This is a genomic window from Streptomyces canus 299MFChir4.1, from assembly GCF_000383615.1.
In the GTDB taxonomy this organism is placed as follows: domain Bacteria; phylum Actinomycetota; class Actinomycetes; order Streptomycetales; family Streptomycetaceae; genus Streptomyces; species Streptomyces canus_C.
Genome location: NZ_KB911584.1, coordinates 318,588 through 344,831 on the forward strand (window position 1 = coordinate 318,588; position 26,244 = coordinate 344,831).

Genomic DNA, 26,244 nt, shown 5'->3' on the forward strand with positions numbered 1-26,244 from the left:
CCGGATCATCCGTCTCCCTCGGCGGTACCCAGGATGCCGGGGAGAGCCTGAAGAAGCGCGTCCACTTCGTCGTCGCCGAGGTTCAGCGGCGGCATCAGCCGTACGACATCGGGGGCGGGCGCGTTCACCAGGTAACCGGCGTCCTGAGCCGCCTTCTGCACCTGCGGTGCGAGCGGCTCGGTGAGCACGATACCCAGGAGGAGTCCCGCACCCCGGACATGGTCGATCAGCGGGTGTCCCAGGGACTCGATTCCGTCCCGCAGCTTCTCGCTCTGCCGCTTGACGTTCTCCAGCAACCCGTCGTTCTCGATGGTGTCGAGAACGGCGAGTCCCGCGGCGCACGCGACCGGGTTCCCGCCGAAGGTCGTCCCGTGCTGCCCCGGCTGGAGCAGTTCCGCGGCCCGCCCGAAGGCGACGGTCGCGCCGAGCGGCAGTCCGCCGCCGAGCTGCTTGGCGAGGGTGACCACGTCCGGCAGCACACCCTCGTGGGCCTGGTACTCGAACCAGTGTCCGGTACGGCCGATGCCGGTCTGCACCTCGTCGAGGACCAGCAGCGCGCCCTTGGCCGCCGTGATGGCCCGGGCCGCCTTGAGGTAGCCGGCCGGCGGCACCACGACACCGTTCTCGCCCTGGATGGGCTCGATGACGACGAGTGCGGTGTCCTCGGTGACCGCGGCGGCCAGGGCCTGCGCGTCGCCGTAGGGCACATGCGTGACGTCCGCGGGCAGCGGCAGGAAGGGGGTCTTCTTGGCGGGCTGGCCGGTGAGCGCGAGGGCGCCCATGGTGCGGCCGTGGAAGCCGCCCTCGGTGGCGACCATGTGGGTGCGCCCGGTCAGCCGGCCGATCTTGAAGGCGGCCTCGACGGACTCGGCGCCGGAGTTACAGAAGAAGACCTTGCCGTCCCGGCCGAAGAGCTGCAGCAGCCGCTCGGCGAGCGCCACGGTCGGCTCCGCCATGAAGAAGTTGGAGATGTGGCCGAGGGAGGCGATCTGCCTGCTGACGGCCTCGACGATCGCCGGGTGGGCGTGGCCGAGCGCGTTGGTGGCGATGCCGCCGACGAAGTCGAGGTACTGCCTGCCCTCGCTGTCCCACACCTTGAGGCCTTCGCCGCGGACGAGAGGCAGGCGCGGGGTGCCGTAGTTGTTCATGAGCGAGCCCTGCCAGCGCTGGGTGAGCTCCTGATTGTCGGTCATACGGCATCCCCCTCTTGCGCGTCCGGCACGACCATCGTGCCGATGCCCTCGTCGGTGAAGATCTCCAGCAGGATCGAGTGCTGGACCCGCCCGTCGATGACCCGGGCCGTGGTCACGCCGCCTCGCACGGCGTGCAGACAGCCCTCCATCTTCGGGACCATGCCGGAGCTCAACTCCGGCAGCAGCTTCTCCAGTTGGGAAGCCGTGAGGCGGCTGATCACCTCGTCGCTGTGCGGCCAGTCCTCGTAGAGGCCCTCGACGTCCGTGAGGACCATGAGGGTTTCGGCGCCCAGAGCGGCAGCGAGTGCCGCAGCCGCCGTATCAGCATTGACGTTGTAGACATGGTGGTCGTCCTGGCTCCGGGCGATCGACGAGACGACCGGGATCCGGCCGTCGGCGAGCAGTGCCTCGATCGCGCCCGTGTCGATCTCGGTGATCTCGCCCACCCGCCCGATGTCGACCAACTCGCCGTCGATCTCGGGCTGGTGCTTGATGGCGGTGATGGTGTGGGCGTCCTCGCCGGTCAGTCCGACGGCGAGCGGCCCGTGTTCGTTGAGCAGGTTGACCAGCTCGCGCTGGACCTGCCCGGCCAGCACCATCCGTACGACGTCCATGGCGTCCTCGGTGGTGACGCGCAGGCCGGCCTTGAACTCGCTGACGATGCCGTGCTTGTCGAGGGCCGCGCTGATCTGCGGGCCGCCGCCGTGCACGACGACCGGCTTGAGCCCGGCGTGGTGCAGGAACACGACGTCCTGGGCGAAGGCGGCTTTCAGGTCCTCGTCGATCATGGCGTTGCCGCCGAACTTGATGACGACGGTCTTGCCGTTGTGGCGGACCAGCCAGGGCAGCGCCTCAATGAGGATCTGGGCCTTGGGGAGCGCGGTGTGCTTTCGCGTGGTGCTCATGAGGAGTAGGCGCTGTTCTCGTGGACGTAGTCGGCGGTGAGGTCGTTGGTCCAGATCGTGGCGGTGTCGGACCCGGCGGCGAGGTCGGCGACGATGTGCACCTCGCGGTAGCGCATGTCGACCTTGTCGCGGTCCTCGCCGACGCCGCCGTTCTTGCAGACCCAGACGCCGTTGATGGCGACGTTCAGCCGGTCGGGCTCGAAGGCGGCCTTCGTGGTGCCGATCGCGGAGAGCACGCGGCCCCAGTTGGGGTCCTCGCCGTGGATCGCGCACTTGAGGAGGTTGTTGCGGGCGATGGAGCGGCCGACCTCGACGGCGTCGTCCTCGCTCGCCGCGCCCACCACCTCGACCTTGATGTCCTTGCTGGCGCCCTCGGCGTCCCGGATCAGCTGCTGGCCGAGGTCGTCGCAGACCTGCCGTACGGCTTCCGCGAACTCCTCGTACTGCGGGGTGACTTCGGAGGCGCCGGAGGCGAGCAGCAGCACGGTGTCGTTGGTGGACATGCAGCCGTCGGAGTCGACGCGGTCGAAGGTGGTGCGGGTCGCGGCCCGAAGTGCCTTGTCCAGTACGTCACTCGGCAGGTCGGCGTCGGTGGTGAGGACGACCAGCATGGTGGCGAGGCCGGGGGCGAGCATGCCCGCGCCCTTGGCCATGCCGCCCACGGTCCAGCCGTCCTTCGTGACGACGGACGTCTTGTGGACGGTGTCGGTGGTCTTGATGGCAATGGCCGCCTTCTCGCCGCCGTGCGGGCTGAGTTGGGCGACGGCCTTGTCGACACCCCGCAGCAGTTTGTCCATCGGGAGGAGCACCCCGATGAGGCCGGTCGAGCAGACGGCGATCAGGCCGGCGGCGTGACCACCCGTCTCGTCCAGCCCCGCGCTGTTGAGGGAGTCGGCCACCTTCTCCGCTGTCGCGTGGGTGTCCTGGAAGCCCTTCGGCCCCGTACAGGCGTTGGCGCCACCGGAGTTGAGGACGACCGCGGTCAACTCACCGCTTTTCAGGACCTGCTCGGACCAGAGAACCGGCGCCGCCTTCACACGGTTGGAGGTGAAGACGCCCGCGGCGGACAGACGGGGCCCGGTGTTGACCACGAGGGCCAGGTCCGGGTTGCCGTTCTCCTTGATTCCGGCGGCGATGCCCGCCGCCTGGAATCCCTTGGCTGCCGTGACGCTCACGGTGCGACTCCGATCGTGGAAAGACCGAGCTCCTCGGGGAGACCGAGGGCGATGTTCATGCTCTGGACGGCACCGCCCGCGGTGCCCTTGGCCAGGTTGTCGATGGCGCTGATCGCGATGATGCGGCCCACGGACTCGTCGAGGGCGACCTGCACCTGAACACCGTTCGAACCGTAGACGGACGCCGTGGCGGGCCACTGGCCCTCGGGGAGCAGATGGACGAAGGGTTCGTCGGCGAGGGCCTTCTCGTATGCGGCGCGGACGGACTCGGCGGTGACGCCGGGTTTCGCTGAGGCGCTGCACGTGGCGAGGATGCCGCGGGGCATCGGCGCGAGGGTCGGGGTGAAGGAGACCTTCACCTTCGCACCGGCCACCTCACTGAGGTTCTGGATCATCTCGGGCGTGTGCCGGTGGCCGCCGCCGACGCCGTACGGCGACATGGAGCCCATGACCTCGCTGCCCAGCAGGTTCGGCTTGGGTGCCTTGCCCGCACCGGAGGTGCCCGAGGCGGCGACGATCACGGCCTCGTTCTCGGCGAGCCCTGCGGTGTAGGCCGGGAAGAGGGCGAGCGTGACGGCGGTCGGGTAGCAACCGGGCACCGCGATCCGCCTGGTCCCGGTAAGGGCGGTGCGGGCACCGGGCAGTTCGGGGAGGCCGTAGGGCCAGGTGCCGGCGTGCGCGGAGCCGTAGAACTTCTCCCAGTCGGCCGCGTCCTTGAGCCGGAAGTCGGCACCCATGTCGACGACGAGGACGTCCGGGCCGAGCTGCTCGGCGACGGCGGCGGACTGTCCGTGCGGCAGCGCGAGGAAGACGACGTCGTGTCCGGCGAGGACGTCGGCCGTGGTCTCCTGGAGTACCCGGTCGGCCAACGGCAGCAGGTGGGGCTGGAGCGAGCCGAGTCGCTGGCCGGCGTTGGAGTTGCCGGTCAGGACTCCGACCTCGACCTCGGGGTGCGCCAGGAGCAGTCGCAGGACCTCACCGCCCGCGTATCCGCTCGCTCCCGCCACCGCCGCACGTACCGCCATGTCATCCTCCTCCTGGATGGCATGACTATACGTTTCGCTGCACGTTTATGCAACCGCGTGCATAGTCACGCCCTCCGTCGGCGCACGGCCCCGAACACCCCGAGCCCGGCGAGAACCGCGAGGGAACCGCCCCCGACCGCCGTACCGAGGCGCAGGCCGGGCGGACGGAAAGCGCAGGTGACACCGGTCGAGCCGGCGTCCAGCGGTACGGCGATCAGCCCGTGGTACTGCTTCGCGGGTACGAGGGCCGCGTCACCGGCGGCGCAGCGCCAGCCGGCGATGCGGGGCGCGGCCACGACGGCGACGCCCCTGCTGCCCGCCGGGAGCTCGGCCCGGATCGTGCCGCCGGAGCCGGAGACGGTCACCCGGGTGGCTCCGGTGGCCCGGAGCTGCCGTACGGCGGTGTGCAGGCGCCCGGTGTCCAGGCAGCCGACCGCCTGGTCCGGCACGACGCCCAGGCGGCTCGCGGACAGCTCGATCGTGAGGCGCCCGGAGTCCGGGACCGTGCCGAGCCGCTCCATCGCGGCGATCTTGGTGAGGGGCCGCCAGTCGGCCCGGAACCGTCCCGTCAGACCGTGGGCCGAGGGCCCGGCGAGCCGCGCGGTGCCCGCGAAGTACGGCGCCCAGAGGTAGACCTCGCTGCCCGCCCGGCACCGGGCGGTGATCGTCGCCTTTCCCCCCACCCGCACGCCCCGGCGCCGGTCGGTGCTGCGGTCCGCGTCCTTCCCGGCGGCGTTGAGCACGGTGATGTGCGGCAGGGTGTAGACACGGGCGCCCAGCAGCAGTTCCTGGTTGCGGTACGGCGACGGACCGAAGGCACCGGTCGCGGCGGAGGGCCGTACCGTCACCAGGGGCGGGACGTCCTCGCGGGTCACGGTCTCCCCGGTGCCGTCCTGCGGGAACCAGTTCTGGTGCGGGTCCGGCGGGGAGTGCACCCGGGCGCCGACGGAGAAGATCGCGTCAGTGACCGCGTTGTCCAGGCTCTGGAGACTCCGGCCGCCGGACGTCCAGCCGCCGCCGAGGGCGGTGAGCGTACTGCTGAGCACGGCCGAGGTGTGGCTGCTGTAGTACTGGGCGCCCTGCCCGCCGACCTCCAGCGGGTCGTTGCCCACGGTCTGCTCGCGGCCCGGGTCGGTGCGGTAGCGGGGCCAGCCGTCGGCCTGCGCGATCACGTCCGCCTGGTCCTGCTGCCGACGGCCCCAGGGCGCGTAGTCGTCCATGTGCCCGAACCGCATCCGGGTGGCCACGGCGTCGGTGGCGGTCGCCTCGCCCAGCTGCGCTCCGACGAGCAGTACGGCGGCCAGCGCTGCCGGGGCCATGCGCAGCACGGGCCGCGCACGGCCCAGCAGGACCAGACCGAGCAGCGCGCCCACGGCCGCCGTCAGGAACACCGGCCAGGCGAACGAACGGACCAGCTGGCTGCCGCTCGCGACGAGGGCGATCAGCGCGAGCAGTCCGCCCGCCGCGCCCACTGCCCGCAGGTCGAGGGGACCGTAGGAGAGCGCGTGCCAGGCAGCGATCACCAGCAGGGCGCACACCACGAAGGTCTGGCGGTAGGAAGTGCCCTGCGGCTCGGCGAAGGCGTGCCACATCAGATGGGTCGGACCCCACTGCATCGACAGGGTCACGACGACCACCAGCAGCGTCCACCCGGCGCGCACCCGGCGCGGAGCCGCGCGGTGGAAGGGCAGGGCGAGCGCGAGCAGCAGTGCCGTGGTGCCCACGAAGAGCGCCGGGGAGCCGAAGCTGTACGTCGTCGGCAGCAGCCGGGCCACCAGGTCCTCCGTGCCCACCGGCGCGAAGTGCGTGAACCGGCCCTCGGAGGCGTGCGCGCTGCCGAAGTAGACGACCGTCACCAGGGGTGCGGCCAGGCCCATGCCGAGGGCGAAGGTCAGGACGGCCCGGCCCGCCGCGGTGAGCCTGCGGCGGCGCGGCAGGTCGGCCAACCACAGCCGCAGCAGGAACACCAGAGCGGCGGCGAGGGTGGCCATGTAGGCCGTGTAGAAGTTGGCGACCCAGGCGGCCGTCACCACGAGCACCGCGACGAGCGGGCGGCGGCCGCTCAGGACCCACTCGCCGACCAGGCAGAGCAGGGGCAGGGCGATCAGTCCGTCGAGCCACATGAGGTTGTACGAGGCGGTCGCCACGGTCCAGCCGCACAGGGCGTAGGACGCGCCCAGCAGGCCCGCCGCCCACCAGCGCCCCGGACGCAGCCTCAGCAGCAGCCAGGCCATGGCGGCAGCGGCGCACGCGATCTTCAGCACGGTGATCACGTACACCGCGAGATCGATCTCGTCCCGTGGGAACACCGCCACGAGCAGCGCGAACGGGCTGGTGAGGTAGGTGCCGAGGTCGGGCAGGAAGCTGGTGCCGAACCCCGACTGCCAGTTGACCAGGAGTCCGCCGGTGGCCCGCCCGTGCAGCAGGTCCCACAGGTGCGCGTGGAACGGCACGTACTGGTTGCCCAGGTCGTTGATGTTCCGGGTGCGCGGCCCGAAGGGGTAGCTGCGGGCGACGGCGTCGGCCGCGCAGAGCACGACGACGGTGAGCGCCGCCGCGAGCAGGGCGGCCCGCGCCGGTCCCGGCGGCGGGGCCGGGGCAGTACTGGTCGCCCGGTCGTCCCTGACGTCGTCCGCGGTCCTCGGTTCGGGCGGGACGGTCGATCGCACCCTTTGTCCGCTGGTCAATTCAAGCCCCCGTCCGGGGCGTTCACCCCGTGCGTTGTCACTGCGTCGATTTAGACAGGGGGTGCATACGGTTGGTTGTCCGACCGCCGATGGCGGTGAAGTGAATTCCGTGCGACCCGCAGGCGACGGTGGCTGAGGGGAACCGTACGGGCAGAGGGAGCTGACATGAGCGAGAGCACCACCCGCGAGGAGCGCTTCGCGCGGGGCCTGGAGATGCTGGGCAGCGTCAACCCCGAGGTGGGACAGGTGGTCGTCGACTCGCTCGCCGACATCAGCCCGGAGATGGGCCACCAGGTCATCGCCTGGGGATTCGGCGAGATCTACGCGCGGCCACAACTCGCGCCTCGTGACCGCCAGTTGGTCACCCTGGGCATGCTCACCGCGCTCGGCGGCTGTGAGGCCCAGCTGGAGGTGCACATCAACACGGCCCTGAACGTGGGCCTGACCCCCGAGCAGATCGTCGAGGCGCTGTTGCAGTCGGCCGGCTATTGCGGCTTCCCGAGGGCCCTCAACGCCACGGCGGTGGCGAAGAAGGTCTTCGGCGAGCGGGGGCTGCTGCCCGTCGGACAGCAGCCCGCCGACCCGTCGGCTACCTCTGCCTGATCCTCAGGAAGGTGACCGAGTTCGCCGGGAAGGTGTACGAGAACTTCCCGGCGACCCCGTCGAAGGTGGACCTCACCGGGGCGACCGCGGTCGACGTCTCGCTGTTCACGGCGTCCGGGGCGGCCGACAGGGTGGTCACCCGGGCCCTGGACGCCACCTTGGCGCGGCCCAGGTCGATCGCCGTACGGGCCGCCGAGTCCTGGGCGTTGACGACCTTGACGATCAGGTCACCGGTCTTCTGATCCAAGGTGGCGACCTGGCGGAACGGCTCGGCCGGCTTGTCGTCGGTGAAGCCGCCCCACTCCTGTCCGTCGAGGTAGAGGGTCACCTGGCGGCCGCGCACCTTGACGTCGATGTCGTAGGCACGGCCGGTCTCGACGGATCCGGCCTTGGAGATCAGCGTCGACTTGCCGCCGTCCACGGCCTGTTCGACGGCGGTCTGGGTGTTGTTCCAGCCGCCGATGTTCCACCAGTAGTAGTTGCCGGTGTCCTTGACGCCGAAGGCGACGAGGAAGCCCTCCTTGCCGGCCTTCTTGGTGGCCTTCACCTTCAGGTCGTAGTCGTGCCAGGACGGGTCGCCGGCCGAGACCATGGTGTTCTCGGCGTTCACGTCGCTCTGCACGTACTGCCCGTCCTGGACGCTCCAGCTGCCCGCGCCGGTGTGGGTCCACTGCGAGGCGCCGGAGGAGAAGTCGTCGGTGAGCAGCGCCCGGCCGTCGGCGTCCGTGACCTTCACGTCGTCGTACGCCGCCGTCGTCGCCCAGGTCGACAGGCCCACGGCGCCGGTGATCGGGGCGAGCAGTGAGGGCGTTGCGGTGGCCGTCGAGGGCACCACGCGGTCGCCGACGTTGTTCATGAACAGTTTCTGGACCTCGTAGTTGGCGGAGTTCCAGGAGGCGTGGTTGTTGAACCAGATCAGGTCCGGGCGCCACTGGACGTAGTCCTCGTTGGCGAACAGCGGGGCGTAGGAGGCGAGTTTGACGACATCGGCGTTGCGCTCCAGACCGGTCATGAACGCGGCCTCGGTGAGGCCGTTCTTGAAGGTGTTGCCCCGGGAGGCGTACTCGCCGAGGAAGACCTTCGGGCCGTTCCTGTCGTAGGAGTCGTAGCGGTCGTTGTTCTGGAGGAACCACCGCGTGCTCTTGTAGTAGTGCTCGTCGACCATGTCGACCTTGGCGTCCTTGTTGAGTTGCCAGGCCGTGTCGAAGGTCGTACCGGAGTCGTCCGGGCCGGAGTTGGAGATCACCTGGACGTCCGGGTACTTCGCCTCGATGGCGGCGCGGAACTCCTTGAACCGGGCGAAGAACTCGTCGGGCAGGTTCTCCTCGTTGCCGACCTCGATGTGGGTGAGGTGGAAGGGCTCGGGGTGGCCCATCTTCGCCCGCGCCTTGCCCCACTTGGAGCTCGCCGGGCCGTTGGCGAACTCGATGAGGTCGAGGGTGTCCTGGATGTGCCGCTTGAGGAGGGCCTCGTCGACGACGGCCTTGTTCTGGCCGCAGCCGGTGACGAGGGCGGGGACGACGGGCAGCGGCATGGCGCCGATGTCCTCGGCGAGACGGAAGTACTCGTAGTAGCCGAGGCCGTAACTCTGGTTGTAGCCCCAGAAGTTGGCATTGGTCGCGCGCTGCTCGACCGGGCCGACGGTGTCCTTCCACTGGTACGAGCGCTTGCGCTGCCAGCCGGAGGCCTGGCTGTAGTCCTCCATGGACCCCGTGTTGACCAGGCAGCCGCCGGGGAAGCGCACGAAGCCCGGGTGCAGGGCGGCGATCTTCTCTGCGAGGTCCTTGCGCAGGCCGTTGGGCTCACCCCGGTAGGTGTCGCGCGGGAAGAGGGAGACCATGTCGAGGGCGGCCGCGGCGGAGGAGGCCACGGTGAGGCGGCCGTGGGAGCTGGTCCTCGTGGCGGTGAGGGTGACCTTGTACCGGGCCCAGCCGCTCTTGGTCACGGTCACCCTGCGGGCGGTGGCGAGTGTGCCGTCGGCGTCCTGGAGGGAGATCGTGAGGGCCGCCCCCGCGTCTGCGCGGGCCCACACCGAGAAGTCGTACTTCTTGCCCTCGTCGACGTGGATGCCGGTGTTGTATCCGGCGTTGGTGACGGATGAACCGGCGGCCAGGGAGAGGTAGTTGCGGTTGCGTTCGTTGAGGCGGCCGTCGTCGTTCAGGACCTGGGCCGTGCCGTCGACCGTCCAGGAGGTCAGCGGGGTGTACGAGGAGTTGTCGGCGCTCGCGTACTCGAAGGACCGGTTCTGCACGAGCTCGGCGTACAGACCGCCGTCCGCGGCCCGGTTGATGTCCTCGAAGAAGACGCCGTACATCGTGTCGTCGATCTTCGCGCCCTTGGCGGCCGGGTCGACGGTGATCGTGTAGTCGGTGACGTCCTCGGCATGGGCGGGGGCGGGGACCAGACCGGCGGCCACCAGGAAGGCGGTGGCGCTGAGACCGAGTCTCCAGCGGGTGCGTGACATGGATGCTCCGCGGCTCTCTGTCGAAGGCGACGTTCGAAATATCAAACGATGATCCGTACTTCGAACGGCAAGATAGGGAGGGTGATCCGTAGCGTCAACGGGTCGCGCGGTTTCGAAAGTGTCGGAGGGCAGGGGCGGATGGGCGGGTTCTGGCCAGTGACGGATCTGCTGGGATACCTGGCCGGGAGCTGGCGGACCGAGCGAACGGTGCGGGATCTGGCGAGCGGGGACGAGGGACGGTTCTCCGGTACGACGGCTTTCGGCCGACTGGAGACCGGCGGGCTGCTGTCCCAGGAGTCGGGCGTCTTCGTCTGGCAGGACGTCCCCCGCCCCGCGGAACGGACCCTGCGCTTCCTGCCGGGCGGGACACCGGGTGCGGCGGACGTCCGCTTCTCCGACGGGCGCCCCTTCCACGACCTCGACCTGACATCCGGCCACCATGTCGCCGACCACCCCTGCGCGGCCGACCTCTACCGCGGCGAGTTCACCGTCCTGGACGCGGACCACTGGCGCACGGTGTGGCGGGTCGGCGGCCCGGCGAAGGACCTGGTCCTGACGACCGACTACACGCGCGGGAACCCCGGCATCGGCTACACGCGCGTGGGGTGAGCCGGTGCGCCCTCGAAACGCAGGTTCCACCGGCCGGCCCTGCCGGTGACCGTGGTCGCCGACAGCGGACGTACGTCGATGTTCCAGTAGGTCGACGGCGGCGCCTTCAGCGCGTACACGAGCGCGGCACGGACCACGGCGGGCTCCGCGACGGCGACGACACGGCCGCCGTCCTCGACGGGCCGGGTGTCGAGCCAGTTTCCGACGCGGGTGATGAAGTCGAGCAGCGACTCGCCGCCGTGCGGAGTCGCCCGCGGGTCGGCGAGCCAGGCGTCCACGGCCTCCGGCTCGCGGGCCATCGCCTCGCCGAGGGTCAGCCCGCGCCAGCGCCCCATGCCACAGTCGCGCAGGCCGAGTTGGACCAACGGGGAGTAGCCGAGGGCATCCCCCGTGGCGCGGCTGCGGGGCGTGGGTGAGCAGTACCGCAGTTCGGCCGCCGCGAGCGGCAGAAGGTCGGGCGCCACGCCCAGCACCTCGTCCCAGCCGGCCTGGTCGAGCGGACGGTCGTCCTCGAACCGCTCGGCGAGCAGCGAGGAACTGCGCGCGGCGGCGACGAACGTGACCCGAAGTTGCATGCGGCGATCGTGAGCCGCGAAAGTGCGCAGGTCAAGAGGCGTTACCGGGGAGTTACCCAGGGTGCCCCGGGGCTCACTGCCCGAAGACGAGCGCCATCCAGAGATCCGGTTCGGCCAGCGGCGCGAACCCGAGCTTCTCGTACACCCCGTGGGCGTCCTGGGTGGCGAGCAGAACACGCCGGAGGCCGTAGGGCCGCAGGTGCTCGCGCACGGCCCCGACCAGCGCCGTACCGATCCCCTCGCCCCGCACCGACCGGTCCACGTACACATCGCACAGCCAGGCGAAAGTTGCCATATCGGTGATCACCCGCGCATAGGCCACCTGATCCCCCGATTCCACCGCGTACACCCCGAAGTTGAGCGATCCGGCGATCGCCCGGTCGTGCTTCTCCCGCGGCCGCCCGGTCGCCCAGTACGAGTCGGTCGACAGCCACTGGTGCACCCGCTCGGCGTCGATGCGGTCGGGGTCGGTGGAGATCTCGTAGCCCTCGGCGAGGGGCGGGATGTCGGTCATGCCGGGAGATTCCCAGGCCACGAGCGCGGACGTCGAACGGTTTTCCCGCGGGCGTTGTCAGTGCCGGGTGCGATGCTGCGGACATGACGGGGATGACGACCGCCACGGACTACGCGTGGCTGAGGGAGCGGTACGAGTTCCTCATGGAGGCGTACTGCGTGACGCTGGTCAGGGACATCACGCCCGAGGGACTGCTCGCGGAGTTGGGAGCCGACGGTCGGAGCCGGATCGTCGGCGTGGACGGACTGAGCGGACCGTCGTACGAGGCAGCCGGCCCCTTCCGGCTGTTCGTCGGGGCCACGGCGTTGGACGGCTGGACACTGATGGTCGAGTTCAACGGCTACCTCGGCATCACCGACGAGGCCATGCTGCCCGTCTCGCGGGGGCGCAGAGTGGTCTCGCAGTTCCTCAACGTCAACGCCGTGGACCGCTTCTGCTGGTACGAAGACGGCGATCTGCACCTGCACTTCGAGCCCCTGTTCGCCGACGCGCGGTTCGGCAGCCGGCCGGACGAACTCCTCACCGAGATGCGGGAGTCGGGCTTCGACCTGGCCGAGCGCGACGAGGACGGCGACCACGACGCCTATTACGAGACCCTGACCGGGGCCTCCTTCGCCCTCGCCCATCGCCTCACCGGCATACGCCTGACACCGGAGCTCTTCGCCCACGCCGAGTTCCTGTGCGCGGTCGCACCGGTACCGCGCGGCTAGAGCACCTCGTCGCAGGCGGTGCGAAGCCGGCGTACGCCTTCCTGGATCTCCTGCGGGCCGGCCACCGCCGCGAAGCTCAACCGGGCGTGTCCGGCGGGAGGTTCGGCGCTGAAGTACGGGCGGCCAGGGGTGATCGCGACGCCCGCGCGCAGGGCCGCGGCGGTCAGGGCGGTCTCGTCCGTTCCGTCCGGCAGGCGGAGCCAGAGGTGGTAGCCGCCCGAGGGGATGTGCGGGAGGGCGAGTTCGGGCAGGCCAAGGCGGAGGGCCGTGGTCATGGTGTCCCGGCGGGTCTTCAACTCCGCCGAGATCGTGCGCAGATGGCGGGGCCAGGCCGGGGAGCCGACAAGTTCCAGGGCCGCCTCCTGGAGGGGGCGGGGGACGAAGAACGTGTCGACGATCTGGATCGCGCGCAGGCGCTCCAGCACGGGGCCGCGTGCGGCGAGCGCGCTCACCCGGAAGCTCGGCGAGGTCGCCTTGGTCAGCGAGCTCACGTGCACGACGACTCCGTCGGGGTCGTCGGCGGCCAGCGGGCGCGGCAGCGGGCCGGCGTCCTCGTGCACGAGCCGCCGTACGAAGTCGTCCTCGACGACGAACGCGCCGGCCTCGCGGGCGATCCGCAGCACCTCGCCGCGGCGCCCGGGGGCCAGCGCCGCGCCGGTCGGGTTCTGGAACAGCGGCTGGCACACGAACACCCGGGCGCCGGTCGCCCGGAAAGCGTCGGCGAGGAGGGCGGGCTTCACCCCGTCCGGGTCCACCGGGACGGGGACGGGGCGCAGGCCCGCCGAGCGGGCGATCGCGAGCATGCCGGGGTAGGTGGGCGACTCGACGAGCACGGGTGCGCCGGGCGGGGCCAGCGCGCGCAGCGCGGTCGTGAGCGCCGACTGGCCGCCCGCGGTGATCAGCACCTCCGCGGCCGTGACCGCGCCGCCGATGTTCCGCGCGAACCACTCGCGCAGTTCCGGCAGCCCTTCCGTCGGCGGCCGGCCCCAGGCTCCCGGACGGCGGCCCGCGCGGGCCAGGGCCGCGGACATCGCGCGCTCCGGCTGGAGGGTGGGGTGCAGATAGCCGCCGTTGAACTCGACCACCCCGGGCGCCGGTGCGGCCAGCGAGACCAGGACGCCGGACGCGTCGACCGAGCGCGGTACGAGGTCGGCTGCGCCGTCCGCGCTCAGCGCGACCTCCTGCCAGGAGGTGTCCCCGGCCGCGGCGGCGACGGTGCGCGCCTGAGCGCGGTAGGCGCCGGCGCCGGGGCGGGTGACCACCAGCCCCTCGGCGGCGAGCTGGGCGAGGGCCCGGGAGACGGTCACCGGGCTGACCCGGAACCGGTCGACGAGGGCCCGGCTCGACGGGAGCTTTCCGCCAGGAGAGTAGCGGTTGAGCTCCTGCCGCAGCCGTTCCGCCAGTTCGGTGACGCTGCTACGCTCATGCATGAGAGTACAGAGTAGCGCTACCGCATCGACCGGGATAGCGGTTCCGGCTCCGACGAGGACCTTCGGCACCGTCCAGGCCGCGCTCGGCGTCGCGGCTTTCTCCCTCACCTTCCCCGCCACGGCGTGGGGTCTTGAGGGCTTCGGGCCCTGGTCGATCGTTGCCGTGCGCAGCGTCCTCGCGGCACTCGTCGCGGGCGGGTGTCTACTCGCGCTGCGCGTCCCGATGCCGAGCCGTCGTCACTGGCCGGGGCTCGCGGTCGTCGTGGCCGGGGTCGTCGTCGGGTTCCCGCTGCTGACCACGCTCGCCCTGCAGACGTCGACCACCGCGCACGCCGCCGTCGTGGTGGGTCTGCTCCCCCTGACGACCGCGCTGCTCTCCGCCCTGCGCATGGGCACCCGCCCCTCGCGCACCTTCTGGACGGCGGCTCTCGCGGGGGCCGCCGCGGTGGTGGCCTTCACCGTGCAGCAGAGCGGCGGCGCCCTGACGACCGCCGACCTGTATCTGTTCGCCGCGCTGCTGGTGTGCGCGGCCGGCTACACCGAGGGCGGCCGGCTGGCCGGGGTGATGCCCGGCTGGCAGGTCATCGCCTGGGCGCTGGTGCTGTGTCTGCCGTTCAGCCTGCCCGCGGCGGCTCTCGCGCTGTCGTTCGAGCCCGTGCACCTCACCGCGCACAGTGCCGCCGGGCTGCTGTGGGTGGCGGCGGGCTCGCAGTTCGTCGGCCTGGTCGTCTGGTACCGGGGCATGGCGGCGATCGGGATCCCCAAGGCCAGCCAGTTGCAGTTGGCCCAGCCCCTGCTCACACTGGTGTGGTCGGTGCTGCTGCTCGGCGAGCACCTGACGGTGGCCGCCCCGCTGACGGCCGCGGCGGTGCTGGTGTGCATCGCGGTCACCCAGCGGGCGCGGGGCTGACCGGCGCGCACGCGCCGGTCCCAACGGGCCCCCGCGCCGTAGAATCGGGCCACGGACCGCTGCTCCCGCACTTGGTGAGGAGGCCCCAGACGATGCACGCAACCGTGGGCGACCAGCTTGTCCAGCACGGCAGGGTGGTCGGACAGCAGGACAAGGTCGGTGAGATCGTCGAGGTGATGGGTCAGGAGGGCACCCCTCCGTACCGCGTCCGCTTCGAGGACGGGCACGAAGGCGTGTGCTCACCCGGCCCCGACACCGAGATCAGGCACCGCTTCCAGCAGACCGGCCGGTGACCCGGCGCGGGGGACCCGCCGGCTCCCGGTAGTGGTCGGCGACCACCCGCGCCATCGCCCCGATGCGGTCGGCGGAGACTTCCTTCGCGGCGAAGAAGACATGCCCGCGCACCTGTGCGTACTCGCGCGCGAGCGTGAGGTGCCGGGACAGCTCCGCGGGGTCCTGCCAGGCCGGGGGCTGCGCGGGGTCCCCCGCCTTGTACAGCGCCTCGCCGAGGTACAGCTTGGTCCTGCTCGCCCGCGCCTGCTCCGCCCACCAGGGCACCAGCTCGGCGTAGTCGGCGGCGGCGAAGCCGATGTTCCAGTACAGCTGCGGCACGAGGTAGTCGATCCAGCCCTCGCGCACCCACTTGCGGGTGTCCGCGAAGTTGTCGTCGTACGACTGCACACCCGCGCGCGTGTCCGAGCCGAGCGGGTCGGTGGCCGCGTTGCGCCACACGCCGAAAGGGCTGATGCCGAACTGCGTGGTGGGGCGGATCCGCCTGATGCGGGCCGCGGTCTCCAGGACCAGCTTGTCGATGTTGTCCCGCCGCCAGTCGGCCCGGTTCGAGAAAGCGCCGCCGTACGCGTCGTAGGCCGCGTCGTCGTCGAAGGTCTGGCCGGCCACCGGGTACGGGTAGAAGTAGTCGTCGAAGTGGACCCCGTCGACCGGGTACTTGTGCACCGCGTCGAGGATCGCGTCCTGGACGAAGGCGCGGACCTCGGGCAGTCCGGGGTTGTAGTAGAGCTTCCCGCCGTACGGCACCACCCAGTCCGGGTGCTTGCGTGCGGGGTGGGAGGCCGCCAGCTTGGTCGGGTCGCCGTGGTTGGCGACGCGGTACGGGTTGAACCAGGCGTGCAGTCGCAGGCCTCGCCGGTGCGCCTCGGTGACGGCGGTGCCGAGCGGGTCCCAGCCGGGGCTCTTGCCCTGCGTCCCGGTGAGGTAATGCGACCAGGGCTCGTACGTCGAGGGCCACAGGGCGTCGGCGGTGGGCCGTACCTGGAACATCACCGCGTTCAGGCGGTCCGCCGCCGCCCGGTCGAGGTGGGCGATCAGCTCAGCGCGCTGCTGTGCGGCGGTCAGCCCCGGCTTCGACGGCCAGTCCCGGTTGGACACGGTGGCCAGCCACACGCCCCGCATCTCGATCGCCGCCCGCCCTCTCGGGCGGCCCGGCGCGGCGGCCGCTCCCGAGGCCGTCGTCAGGGTGGACAGCGCGGCCAGCGCGAAGGCCCGGCGCGACAGACGTCCCATGTGCACACTCCCCCTACACCACGGATCCGCTCGGTCACGGATCGTCTCCGCGCCCCAGAATGCCCGAACGATGCCGGACCCAGACGATCGATCATCGATCCCTGGGAGTAACGTGCTCGAACGGAGCAGGATCCGGCCACCGCCGGCCTGCCACCAGGTGAAGATCAGCGAAAGGGACGAAGTGACGGACTTCCCGGCCGGAGACATCGCGCGTGTCGGAGTCGTGGGCTGCGGCCAGATGGGGGCGGGCATCGCCGAGGTGTGCGCCCGCGCCGGTCTGGACGTGAAGGTCGCCGAGACCACCGGCGAGGCCCTGGAGATCGGCCGCACCCGGCTGTTCAACTCCCTGACCAAGGCCGCCGAACGCGGCAAGATCACGGCGGACGAGCTGGCGGACACCCAGGCCCGCCTGAGCTTCACCACCGACCTCGGCGAGTTCGCGGACCGCGATCTGGTCATCGAGGCCGTCGTGGAGAACGAGCAGGTGAAGACCGAGATCTTCCGGGTGCTCGACCAGGTGGTGACCCGCCCGGACGCGATCCTGGCCTCCAACACCTCCTCCATCCCGCTGGTGCGGCTGGCGGTCGCCACCTCGCGGCCCGACCAGGTCGTCGGCATCCACTTCTTCAACCCGGCCCCGGTGCAGAAGCTCGTCGAGCTGATCCCGGCGCTCACCACGTCCGAGGGCACCCTGGCCCGCGCCCAGCAGTTCGCCGAGAAGCTGCTCGGCAAGCACGCGATCCGCGCCCAGGACCGCTCCGGCTTCGTGGTCAACGCGCTGCTGATCCCGTATCTGCTGTCCGCGATCCGGATGTTCGAGTCGGGCATCGCGAGCCGCGAGGACATCGACAACGGCATGGAGCTGGGCTGCGCCCACCCGATGGGCCCGCTGAAGCTGTCCGACCTGATCGGCCTGGACACCGTCGCCTCGGTCGCCTTCTCGATGTACGAGGAGTACAAGGAGCCGCTGTACGCCGCTCCCCCGCTGCTGCAGCGCATGGTCGACGCGGGTCGGCTCGGCCGCAAGTCCGGCTCGGGCTTCTACACCTACGGCTGACCTGCACCCTGTCCGTTCCAGGGTGCCGATTACACAGTGCTACGAACGTGGGCCCGGCGCTCTGGGGAGTGCCGGGCCCGTGTCATTCACACACCGTGTGCGCACCGGGCCCGCATATGCCCGTCGCACACTCTCCCCATGCGCCCACCAGGCGAGTTGACTCTTCATGCGCATGCAAGGGATGTGACGACTACGGAAAGGAGCGGACCCGTGACCGCCGACCCGGAGCATCCCGTGGTCCATGGAGAACTCGCAGAGTTACGACGCCGCCTCGATGTCGCGTACGCACGTGTCGAGGGAGGTCTCGCTCTGCTCAGTCACCGTACGGAGGAGACGGACAAGGAGATCGACGATCTGAGCGCACGCATCATCGCCCTGGAGCACGCCCGCTGGCCGCTTCCCGCGATCTCGGCGATCACCGCCGCGGGCGCGCTCCTCGTGGCGATCTGGCAGGCCCTCGGTCACTGAGGCTTCGGGACACCCGGGCGGGGGATCAGGGCAAGGGCCTGTCCGGCCCGCGGCGCCGGCATGATCCGCCGGGCAGGCCCTAGGTGTCCTGACCGAGCTTCAGGTGATGCAACAGGAGTAACGCGGCCGCCATGTTGGCGGCCGGGACCTCCCCACGGGCGACCATGTCGGGAACGAGTTTCAGGGGGACCCATTCCCGGCGGTCGGACTCGAAGTCGTCCACGGGGTGCCCGATGTACTCGCCCTCGTCGGCCCAGTAGATGTGGTGCCGGGCGTCGGTGAGCCCGTTGGAGGGCTCCACGCTCATCAGGTGCTGGAGCGGCCCCGGTCGCCAGCCGGTCTCTTCCTCGAGTTCCCTGGCGGCCGCGACGGCGATGTCCTCGCCGTCCTCGACCACCCCCGCGGCGAGTTCCCAGCCCCAGCTGTCGGTGATGAAGCGGTGGCGCCACAGCAGCAGGACCTCGTTGGCCTCGTTCACCACCGTGGCGACGGCGACGGGCCGCAGCCGTATCAGGAAGTGGTCGAGATGCCGGCCGTCCGGCAGCTCGACATCGGCGAGATTGACGCTGAACCAGCGGTTTTCATACACAGTTTGTTCGTTCTGTTTCGTCCACTGCACGGTTCTGCCACCTTCCGTCGAGTAAGTGGCAATATCGCAGCAGGGACTGTGGGGTGTCGGCGTCCGTGTGCCGGCCTACAGGGGCACGCGCAGTGCGCCGTCGATCAGTTCGGCCGCCGCGGACGTGCCCGCGCAGCCGCTCCGGACCAGGTGTTCGCGCACCGCTCTGAGCCTGTCGCGCAGGCGCTGAGACTCCATTCCCCGGGCCTGTTCCGCCATCTGCACGGCGGTGGCCACCGCTTTGTCGGTGTTGCCCTGACGCAGCTCGATCGTGCTGAGCATGGCGAGCCGGTGCACCCGGCCCCGGTCGTGGGCCGGGTTGTCGACGGCGGCCGCCGCGTGCGCGGCCGCTGCCGCGAGTTCGCCGAGGCTGAGGAGTGCCTCCGCCACCTGGACGTTGACGAGGCCCGGCTGGACATAGCCGGTCTCGTCCGGCTCGTATCCGCGCCGGATGCGTTCGGCGGCCTGCTCGGCCCGCCGGATGCAGGACAGCGCGGTCGTGCCGTCGCCGAGGTGGGCGTACGCCTTGGCCTGCATCGCGTAGAGGTCGCAGGCGAGCGCGGGGGTGATGTGCTTGCCCGCCGCCCTGAGCGCGGCCTCGGCGAAGGCGACGGCCTGGCGGTACTGCCGCATGAACAGGGACTGGTTGACCAGCAGCGCGATGACGTATGCGCCAAGGCCCCGGTCGCCGCTGGCCTTGGCGAGCCTGAGGGCCTGGTGGAAGTAGCGCTGGGCGAGACCGTGCGCGTCGGAGTCGTAGGCGCAGATGCCGGCGACCGCGACCAGTCCGCCGGTGGCGCGGTGCAGTTGGCGTCCCGTCTCGTCGGTGTAGCTGCCGCGCAGCAGCGGGGCGGCCTCGGCGTTGAGGAAGCCGACGATCCGGGTGCGGGTCGCTATGCCGCCGGCCTTGCGGTACATCTGCTCGTAGTGGGTGCGGGCGGCGCGGAGCATCTCGATGTCGGCGTGGGTGACCCGGTGCCGGCCACCGCGGGAGACGTCGACGTCCTCGGGCGGGTTCTCCCACTCCCACACGGGCATGACGGCGGGCGTGCCGGTGACCGCGGGGGCGCCCAGGATGTGCGGGCGCTGCTGTTCGTCGGAGCGCCACAGGGCGGTGGCCCGCTCGACGAAGCCGGACAGGGAGGTGCCGTGCGGGGCGGACGGTTCGCCGGGCACGCCGAGGCCGATGTCGTCGAGGGTGACGGGACGCCGGAGCCGGCGCGCGAGCACCTCGCAGATCAGGTCGGGCACCTGGCCGCGCGGACGCTGGCCCTTCAACCACCGCGCCACGGCGGTGTGTTCGTACCTGAGCGCGAGACCGCGTGCCCTCCCGGCCTGGTTCACATGTGCGGCAAGCCCGGCGTGCGAGATCCCGGCTTCGTCAAGGATCGCGTCGAGCAGAGTGTTGGGCTGCATCGGTGCCCCCCGGATGGCTCGGTGCCGTCAGATTAGTGGGTGCGTCTTCACACGGGGTGTGAACGGAGTGCTCGAATCCGCAGGGTGTGCGCACTGTTGCGGAGAGTTGCCGCCCGGTTGACTGAAATGCCTCGCAAGAGGCCGGTCGGGCCGCCGGCTCCCCCTCGTACAGTGCGGTGGCCTGGCCGTGGGCTTGACGGGGCGACATCCGGGGTGCCGCTAGAGGTGCGTTGTCGGCTGCGGGTGCGTGGTGGCTGGTCGCGCAGTTTCCCGCGCCCCTGAAGGGCGTTTGTGCCGGCGGTCGTTCCGAAGGGCCAGTAGGGCGACGTCGTCCTTCGGTGTGCCGCCCGTGTGGTCCAGTAACGCCGTGAAGACCATGCCCAATACCGCCTGAGGCGGGACCTCCGTGGCCTTCTGAAGGGCCGCGTGCAGAGAAAAGAACCGGCCATGAGCGTCCCTGGCGTCCTCAGCGCCGTCCGTGTGCAGGACCAGGGTCTCGCTCGGCAACAGGTGGCCGCACTGCAACCCGGACAAGTCGCCGGGCAGCGGGAAGGGACCGAGGGGCGGCAGCGGTTCCTCGCCGGAGAGTTGCTCGACCACTGAGCCACTGAGCACGTACGGCCACGGGTGACCGCAGTTCAGTGCGCGCAGCTCGCCGTCCTCGCCGATCTCCAGCAGCAGTACGGTGACGAACTCCTCGGCGGCCGTGCCGTCCCGTTCGGCGCCCTCGCGCAGGTGACGGGCGAGCGCACGGTCCAGTCTGCGCAGTACTCCCCCGAGTTCGGGCTCGTCGTGGACGGCCTCGCGGAAGCTGCCGAGGACCGCGGCGGCCGTACCGATGGCGGCGAGGCCGTGGCCGCGGACATCGCCCATGACGACACGCACGCCGTAGTCGGTGGCGACGGCCTCGTACAGGTCGCCGCCGATGGTGGCGCCCCGGTCGGCGGACATCTGGGCCGCGGCCACGCTGAGCCCGTCGATCCGCGGGGGCAACGGCCGCAGCAGCACCCTCTGGGCGGCGCCCGCGACCTGACGGGCCTGCCGGAGTTCCCGCAGCAGGGCGCGCCTGACATGGATGATCAGCCCGGTGCCCACCGCGAAGAACACGGCACTGGTCGCGACCCGCGCGCCCAGGCCGTTCTGCTGCGCGAGGGGGCAGGTCAGCTTGTACGTGATCGCGACGGCACCCCACATGGTGGGGAGCCCCATCGAGAGGACACGGCGCAGCGACCCCGCCCGGGGAACCGCAGCCTTGATGGACATCATGCCGATGGCCCCCCAACTAGGCCCTGCACACGCGATCGGACCGACCCCGAGAGGCCGGTCCGATTCTGTCGAGCGCATGGGCCAAAAGGGCCAGATCGCCGGGAGAACTCACCCTATCGAGTGAAGTGACCGGATATGGGGGTGTGCGGGCGCAGCCCCACACCCCCAGGGCGACTAGGCCCTCAGCACCGCCCCGGTCCGCTCGCCCGCGAGGGCGACCGCCGCGTCCCGAGCCGCGGAAGCCTCGTCCACGGTCAGCGTCCGGTCACCCGCACGGAAGCGCAACGCGTACGCCAGCGACTTCCGCCCGTCACCCAGCTGCTCCTCGTTCTCGTACACGTCGAACAGCCGGATGCCCTCGAGGAGTTCGCCCGCACCCTCACGCAGCGCGGCCTCGACCTCGGCGTGCGGCACGAACTTGTCGACGACCAGGGCGACATCCTGCGTGGCCACCGGGAACGTGGAGATGTTCGGCGCCTGCGGGGTGTCGTCGCCTGCCGCCTCCAGGACGTCCAGGTCCAGTTCCATCGCGCAGGTGCGGGCGGGCAGCCCGAACGCCTTCACGACGCGCGGGTGCAGCTCACCGGCATGGCCGACGACGGTGTCGCCGACCACGAACTCGGCACAGCGCCCGGGGTGCCACGGCCCGTACTGACCGCCCCGCACGACCAGTTCGGCCCCGGCCTCACGCGCGACCAGTCGACCGGCCTCGACCGCGTCGGCCCAGTCGGCCGGACGGCCCCTGCCCCACCAGCCGGCCTGCTCGCGCGCCCCGGCGAGCACCACGGCCACGCGCCGCGGCTGCTCCGGCAGCGCGGCGTCCAGCTCGGCGATCTCCGCGTCCGTGGGACGGCGGTCGACCGGCAGCACCGCGGCGACCCGCTGCTCCGAACGCGGCAGGAAGACCAGCCCGGTCTCGAACAGGGCCAGGTCGTGCGTGCCCCGCCCGTCGTTGCGTCGCAGCGCACCGAGCAGACCCGGCAGCAGGGACGTACGGAGCGCGGGCTCCTCGTCGTTGAGCGGGTTCGTCAGCCTGACGACACGGCGGGCCGGGTCGTCGGCCTCCAGGCCGAGCTGGTCGAAGACCTGCTCGCTCACGAAGGGGTAGTTCGGCGCCTCGACGTACCCGGCACCGGCCAGCACCCGCCCGACCCTGCGGTGCAGCCGCTGACGGTGGGTCAGGCCACGCCCGGCCGGCGGCCTGGGCAGTGTGGAGGGCAGGTTCTCGTAGCCCTCCAGACGGATGACCTCTTCGGCCAGGTCGTTGATGTCCCGGAGGTCGGGACGCCAGGACGGCACGGTGACGACCAGCTCGTCCTGCCCGTACACGTCGCAGCCGACCTCCTGGAGACGCCGTACGACGGTCTCGCGGCCGTAGGAGACACCCGCGACCTTGTCGGGGTGGTCCGCCGGAATGCTGATGGTGTGCGGGGCGGACGGGGCGACGACCTCGGTGACACCGGCCTCGGCGGTGCCGCCCGCGAGCAGCACCAGCAGGTCGACCGTGCGCTGCGCGGCAGCGGAGGCGGCCTGCGGGTCGACACCGCGCTCGAAGCGCCGGGACGCCTCGGAGGACAGCTTGTGGCGCCGGGCCGTGCGCGCGATGGAGACCGCGTCGAAGTGGGCGGCCTCGATGACCACGTCGGTGGTGCCTTCACCCTCGACGTGGTCGGCGATCTCGGTGTTCGCGCCGCCCATCACGCCGGCGAGGCCGATCGGGCCCCGCTCGTCCGTGATGACCAGGTCCTCGGCGTGCAGCTTCCGCTCGACGCCGTCGAGGGTCTTGATCCGCTCGCCCTCTTCGGCGCGGCGCACCCCGATGGTGCCCTGGACCAGGGTGCGGTCGTAGGCGTGCAGCGGCTGGCCGAGCTCCATCATCACGTAGTTGGTGACGTCGACGGCGAGCGAGATCGGGCGCATGCCGACCTTCTGGAGCCGGCGCTGCAGCCAGAGCGGGGAGCGGGCCTCGGGGCTCAGACCGGTGACGGTGCGCGCGGTGAAGCGGTCGCAGCCGAACGGGTCGGAGACCTGGACCGGATAGCCGAAGGCGTTCGGGCCCGGCACGTCGAGGAGCGCCGGGTCGCGCAGCGGGAGGCCGTAGGCGATGGCGGCCTCGCGGGCCACGCCGCGGATGGACAGGCAGTCGCCGCGGTTGGCGGTGACGGCGATGTCCAGGACCTCGTCGACCAGTTCGAGGAGCTCGATGGCGTCCTTGCCTACCACGGTCTCCGGCGGCAGCACGATGATGCCGTGGCTGCCGTCGTCGCCCATGCCCAGCTCGTCGCCGGAGCAGATCATGCCGTGCGAGGTCTTGCCGTAGGTCTTGCGGGCGGAGATCGAGAAGCCGCCGGGCAGCGTGGCACCCGGGAGCACGACCACGACCTTGTCGCCGACGGCGAAGTTCCGGGCGCCGCAGACGATCTCCTGGGGCTCACCGGTGCCGTTGGCCTGGCCGACGTCGACCGTGCAGAAGCGGATCGGCTTCTTGAAGCCCTCCAGCTCCTCGATGGTCAGCACCTGGCCGACGACCAGGGGGCCCTTGATGTCGGCGCCGAGGTGCTCGACGGACTCGACCTCGAGACCGGCCGAAATGAGCTTGGCCTGGACGTCACGGCCGGTTTCGGTCGCCGGCAGGTCGACGTACTCCCGCAGCCAAGAAAGCGGGACCCGCATCAGATCTCCATCCCGAACGGCCGGGTGAACCGGACGTCACCCTCGACCATGTCTCGCATGTCCTCGACGTTGTGGCGGAACATCAGCATCCGCTCGATGCCGAACCCGAAGGCGAAGCCGCTGTACTTCTGCGGGTCGACGCCACAGGCGGTCAGCACCTTGGGGTTGACCATCCCGCAGCCGCCCAGCTCGATCCAGCCCTCCGAGGAGCAGGTACGGCAGGGGCGGTCGGGGTTGCCGACGGACTCGCCGCGGCAGACGTAGCACACCATGTCCATCTCGGCGGACGGCTCGGTGAAGGGGAAGAAGTTCGGGCGCAGCCGGGTCTTCATGCCCTCGCCGAACAGGGCCTGGACCATGTGGTCCATGGTGCCCTTGAGGTCGGCCATGGTCAGGCCCTCGTCGACGGCCAGCAGTTCGACCTGGCGGAAGACCGGGGTGTGCGTGGCGTCCAGCTCGTCGGTGCGGTAGACGACGCCGGGGCAGATCACGTACACCGGCAGCTCACGGCTGAGCAGCGAGCGGATCTGCACGGGCGAGGTGTGGGTGCGCAGCACGACACCGGACTCGGTGCCGCCTTCCGGGCCCTCGACGAAGAAGGTGTCCTGCTCACCGCGGGCCGGGTGGTCCGGGCCGATGTTGAGCGCGTCGAAGTTGAACCACTCGGCCTCGACCTGGGGGCCCTCGGCGACCTCGTAGCCCATGGCCACGAAGACGTCCTCGATGCGCTCGGAGAGCGTGGTGAGCGGGTGGCGGGCGCCGGCCGGCACACGGTCGTACGGCAGTGTGACGTCCACCGCCTCCTCGACCAGCACACGCTGGTCGCGCTCGGCCTCCAGCTCGCCCTGGCGGGCGGCGAGGGCCTTGTTCACCGCGCCGCGGGCCTGGCCGACGAGTTTGCCGGCGGCGGCCTTGGCGTGCGGGGGCAGGGCGCCGATCTCGCGGTTGGCGAGGGCCAGCGGGGAGGCGCCCCCGGTGTGGGCGACCTTGGCCTCCTGGAGCGCGTCGAGGGAGTCCGCCGCGGCGAAGGCGGCGAGCGCCTCTTCCCGCATGCGCTCGATCTCTTCCGGTTTCAGGGCCTCGACCTCTACAGGGTCGTACGACTTGTTCGGTGCCGACATCTCTTCCCGTGCTTCCGATTGGCTGGCTGAAGGTCCCCGTCACCGACTCACGCCGACTCTTTCGGAGGGCCGTCCATGGGACACAAAGGTGCCAAAGGCCGAGTCTAACGGGGTGGGGGTGTACGAATGCGCCCGCGGGCGGCTCGGCGGATCTCAGCTGAGATAGGCCGGAGCGCTCACGGGCAACGTAAATCGGAACTCGGCGCCGCCCTGGGAGCCGCGGCCGACCGTGATGGTGCCGCCGTGGGCCTCGACGATGCCCTTGACGATGTAGAGCCCCAGGCCGGTGCCACCGCGCTTGCTGCCCCGCCAGAAGCGGGTGAAGACGCGGTTCATGGACTCCTCCGGGATGCCGGGACCCTCGTCGCTCACCGTGACCGACGTACCGGTGTCCTCTCCCTCCCGGGGGGACGCCGTGGGCGTGATGTCAATCGTGACGGTTCCCTCGCCGTGCCGCACCGCATTTTCGAGCAGGTTGCTGAGCACCTGGTCGATCTTGTCGGGATCGGCCCACAGCATGGGCAGCGGCTGCTCCAGGCGCAGCAGGAACCGGTCGGCGGCGAGGCCCGCGGCGACGTAGGCCTGGATGTGGCGTCCGACGGCGGCGCCGATGTCGACGGGCTGGCGCCTGACCTCCAGGCGCCCGGAGTCGATGCGGGAGATGTCGAGCAGCTCGGCGATGAGCCGGGTGACCCGGTCGGCGTCCGCGTCGACCGTCTCCAGCATCAGGCGCTTCTGGTCGTCGGTGAACCTCTCCCACTTGGCGAGGAGGGTCGCGGTGAAGCCCTTGACGGAGGTGAGCGGGGAGCGCAGCTCGTGGGCGACGGTGGCGATCAGCTCGGCGTGGCTGCGCTCGGTGCGGCGGCGGGCCTCGGTGTCGCGCAGGCTGACCACGACACGGTGGACGGGTCCGGTGGGCTCGGCGCGCACGTACTGTGCGGAGACCAGGACCTCACGGCCGCCCGGCAGCAGCAGGTTCCGCTCGGGCTGTCGCCTGCGGATGGCGAGGCCTCCGTAGGGATCGGTCAGCTGCCACCAGCGCCGCCCCTCCAGGTCCTCTAACGGAAGGGCCTTCTCCAGTCGCTGTCCGAGGGCGTTCTCGGCGGGCAGGGCGGTGATCCGGGCCGCGGCGGCGTTGAAGCAGATCACGCGGCCCTGCTCGTCCGCGACGACCAGGCCGTCGGGCAGCTGGTCGGGATCGATGCCGAGCTCGGCGAGACCACCGGCGCAGGCCTCGGACACGCCGTGCGCGCTCCTCGTGCCGACACTCATCCCCGCACCCCACCTCTCAGGCGTCTGA

General features: G+C 71.0%; 23 protein-coding genes. 7 read left to right on the forward strand and 16 right to left on the reverse strand.

Annotation, left to right across the window (positions count from 1 at the left end):
* Nucleotides 1–5 precede the first annotated feature (5 nt).
* The 5 genes from H293_RS0109520 to H293_RS0109540 form a co-directional block, all read right to left on the reverse strand.
* A complete protein-coding gene (locus H293_RS0109520) occupies nt 6–1,193 on the reverse strand; it encodes an acetylornithine transaminase (protein ID WP_020117642.1) in 1,188 nt (395 codons plus the stop codon).
* Nucleotides 1,190–2,098 carry an acetylglutamate kinase gene (argB, locus tag H293_RS0109525; RefSeq protein WP_020117643.1) on the reverse strand — a complete coding sequence of 303 codons (909 nt, stop codon included), beginning with the start codon at nt 2,096–2,098 and terminating at the stop codon, nt 1,190–1,192. The genes H293_RS0109520 and argB overlap by 4 nt, the downstream gene beginning before the upstream one ends.
* Nucleotides 2,095–3,273 carry a bifunctional glutamate N-acetyltransferase/amino-acid acetyltransferase ArgJ gene (gene argJ, locus H293_RS0109530; protein WP_020117644.1) on the reverse strand — a complete coding sequence of 393 codons (1,179 nt, stop codon included), beginning with the start codon at nt 3,271–3,273 and terminating at the stop codon, nt 2,095–2,097. The genes argB and argJ overlap by 4 nt, the downstream gene beginning before the upstream one ends.
* Nucleotides 3,270–4,298, reverse strand: coding sequence for an N-acetyl-gamma-glutamyl-phosphate reductase (argC, locus tag H293_RS0109535; protein WP_020117645.1), 1,029 nt, complete (start codon nt 4,296–4,298; stop codon nt 3,270–3,272). Before argC ends, argJ begins: the two co-directional genes overlap by 4 nt.
* A gap of 65 nt (nt 4,299–4,363) precedes the next feature.
* Nucleotides 4,364–6,967 (reverse strand): YfhO family protein, encoded by a 2,604-nt coding sequence (locus H293_RS0109540; protein WP_020117646.1) that lies wholly within the window; start codon nt 6,965–6,967, stop codon nt 4,364–4,366.
* Nucleotides 6,968–7,150: 183 nt separating this feature from the next.
* On the opposite strand from H293_RS0109540, the gene H293_RS0109545 reads away from it, so the two are divergent.
* A complete protein-coding gene (locus tag H293_RS0109545; RefSeq protein WP_020117647.1) occupies nt 7,151–7,588 on the forward strand; it encodes a carboxymuconolactone decarboxylase family protein in 438 nt (145 codons plus the stop codon).
* Here the strand turns inward: H293_RS0109545 and H293_RS0109550 are convergent.
* The gene (locus H293_RS0109550; protein WP_020117648.1) at nt 7,575–10,052 is read right to left on the reverse strand and encodes an alpha-L-arabinofuranosidase C-terminal domain-containing protein; all 2,478 of its coding nucleotides are present in this window, start codon (nt 10,050–10,052) and stop codon (nt 7,575–7,577) included. The genes H293_RS0109545 and H293_RS0109550 overlap by 14 nt on opposite strands.
* A 138-nt stretch (nt 10,053–10,190) precedes the next feature.
* Between H293_RS0109550 and H293_RS49285 the strand changes: the two genes are divergently transcribed.
* Entirely contained in the window at nt 10,191–10,661 is a 471-nt protein-coding gene (locus H293_RS49285) for a DUF6314 family protein (protein ID WP_020117649.1), read from the forward strand.
* Here H293_RS49285 and H293_RS0109560 read toward each other — a convergent pair.
* Both H293_RS0109560 and H293_RS0109565 read right to left on the reverse strand, forming a co-directional pair.
* Nucleotides 10,643–11,236, reverse strand: a complete 594-nt coding sequence (locus H293_RS0109560; RefSeq protein ID WP_020117650.1) for a histidine phosphatase family protein — start codon at nt 11,234–11,236, stop codon at nt 10,643–10,645. The genes H293_RS49285 and H293_RS0109560 overlap by 19 nt on opposite strands.
* Nucleotides 11,237–11,309: 73 nt before the next feature.
* Nucleotides 11,310–11,750 carry a GNAT family N-acetyltransferase gene (locus H293_RS0109565; protein ID WP_020117651.1) on the reverse strand — a complete coding sequence of 147 codons (441 nt, stop codon included), beginning with the start codon at nt 11,748–11,750 and terminating at the stop codon, nt 11,310–11,312.
* A gap of 83 nt (nt 11,751–11,833) precedes the next feature.
* On the opposite strand from H293_RS0109565, the gene H293_RS49290 reads away from it, so the two are divergent.
* The gene (locus tag H293_RS49290) at nt 11,834–12,460 is read left to right on the forward strand and encodes a DUF6461 domain-containing protein (protein WP_063746911.1); all 627 of its coding nucleotides are present in this window, start codon (nt 11,834–11,836) and stop codon (nt 12,458–12,460) included.
* Here the strand turns inward: H293_RS49290 and H293_RS0109575 are convergent.
* Complete coding sequence (locus tag H293_RS0109575; protein ID WP_020117653.1) at nt 12,457–13,890, reverse strand: aminotransferase-like domain-containing protein; 1,434 nt, start codon at nt 13,888–13,890, stop codon at nt 12,457–12,459. The two genes, H293_RS49290 and H293_RS0109575, sit on opposite strands and share 4 nt — an antisense overlap.
* Here H293_RS0109575 and H293_RS0109580 point away from each other — a divergent pair.
* Both H293_RS0109580 and H293_RS0109585 read left to right on the forward strand, forming a co-directional pair.
* The gene (locus tag H293_RS0109580; protein WP_028807696.1) at nt 13,889–14,800 is read left to right on the forward strand and encodes a DMT family transporter; all 912 of its coding nucleotides are present in this window, start codon (nt 13,889–13,891) and stop codon (nt 14,798–14,800) included. The two genes, H293_RS0109575 and H293_RS0109580, sit on opposite strands and share 2 nt — an antisense overlap.
* A 92-nt stretch (nt 14,801–14,892) precedes the next feature.
* The gene (locus tag H293_RS0109585; RefSeq protein ID WP_020117655.1) at nt 14,893–15,093 is read left to right on the forward strand and encodes a DUF1918 domain-containing protein; all 201 of its coding nucleotides are present in this window, start codon (nt 14,893–14,895) and stop codon (nt 15,091–15,093) included.
* Here the strand turns inward: H293_RS0109585 and H293_RS0109590 are convergent.
* The gene (locus H293_RS0109590) at nt 15,062–16,324 is read right to left on the reverse strand and encodes a glycoside hydrolase family 10-like protein (protein ID WP_020117656.1); all 1,263 of its coding nucleotides are present in this window, start codon (nt 16,322–16,324) and stop codon (nt 15,062–15,064) included. The two genes, H293_RS0109585 and H293_RS0109590, sit on opposite strands and share 32 nt — an antisense overlap.
* A 157-nt stretch (nt 16,325–16,481) precedes the next feature.
* On the opposite strand from H293_RS0109590, the gene H293_RS0109595 reads away from it, so the two are divergent.
* Nucleotides 16,482–17,381 carry a 3-hydroxybutyryl-CoA dehydrogenase gene (locus tag H293_RS0109595; RefSeq protein ID WP_020117657.1) on the forward strand — a complete coding sequence of 300 codons (900 nt, stop codon included), beginning with the start codon at nt 16,482–16,484 and terminating at the stop codon, nt 17,379–17,381.
* Between the two features lie 210 nt (nt 17,382–17,591).
* Nucleotides 17,592–17,849 (forward strand): hypothetical protein, encoded by a 258-nt coding sequence (locus tag H293_RS0109600; protein ID WP_020117658.1) that lies wholly within the window; start codon nt 17,592–17,594, stop codon nt 17,847–17,849.
* A gap of 79 nt (nt 17,850–17,928) precedes the next feature.
* On the opposite strand, the gene H293_RS0109605 is transcribed toward H293_RS0109600, so the two are convergent.
* The 6 genes from H293_RS0109605 to H293_RS0109630 all read right to left on the reverse strand — a co-directional run bounded on the left by H293_RS0109605 (nt 17,929) and on the right by H293_RS0109630 (nt 26,216).
* Nucleotides 17,929–18,468: an NUDIX hydrolase gene (locus H293_RS0109605; RefSeq protein ID WP_028807698.1), complete on the reverse strand. Its 540-nt coding sequence runs from the start codon at nt 18,466–18,468 to the stop codon at nt 17,929–17,931.
* Between the two features lie 75 nt (nt 18,469–18,543).
* Complete coding sequence (locus tag H293_RS0109610; RefSeq protein WP_020117660.1) at nt 18,544–19,884, reverse strand: hypothetical protein; 1,341 nt, start codon at nt 19,882–19,884, stop codon at nt 18,544–18,546.
* A gap of 219 nt (nt 19,885–20,103) precedes the next feature.
* Nucleotides 20,104–21,150 carry a PP2C family protein-serine/threonine phosphatase gene (locus H293_RS0109615; RefSeq protein ID WP_028807699.1) on the reverse strand — a complete coding sequence of 349 codons (1,047 nt, stop codon included), beginning with the start codon at nt 21,148–21,150 and terminating at the stop codon, nt 20,104–20,106.
* Between the two features lie 174 nt (nt 21,151–21,324).
* Nucleotides 21,325–23,823 carry a phenylalanine--tRNA ligase subunit beta gene (gene pheT, locus H293_RS0109620; RefSeq protein WP_020117661.1) on the reverse strand — a complete coding sequence of 833 codons (2,499 nt, stop codon included), beginning with the start codon at nt 23,821–23,823 and terminating at the stop codon, nt 21,325–21,327.
* Nucleotides 23,823–24,944: a phenylalanine--tRNA ligase subunit alpha gene (pheS, locus tag H293_RS0109625; protein WP_020117662.1), complete on the reverse strand. Its 1,122-nt coding sequence runs from the start codon at nt 24,942–24,944 to the stop codon at nt 23,823–23,825. Before pheS ends, pheT begins: the two co-directional genes overlap by 1 nt.
* Nucleotides 24,945–25,097: 153 nt before the next feature.
* Entirely contained in the window at nt 25,098–26,216 is a 1,119-nt protein-coding gene (locus tag H293_RS0109630; protein WP_028807700.1) for a sensor histidine kinase, read from the reverse strand.
* Nucleotides 26,217–26,244: the final 28 nt, after the last annotated feature.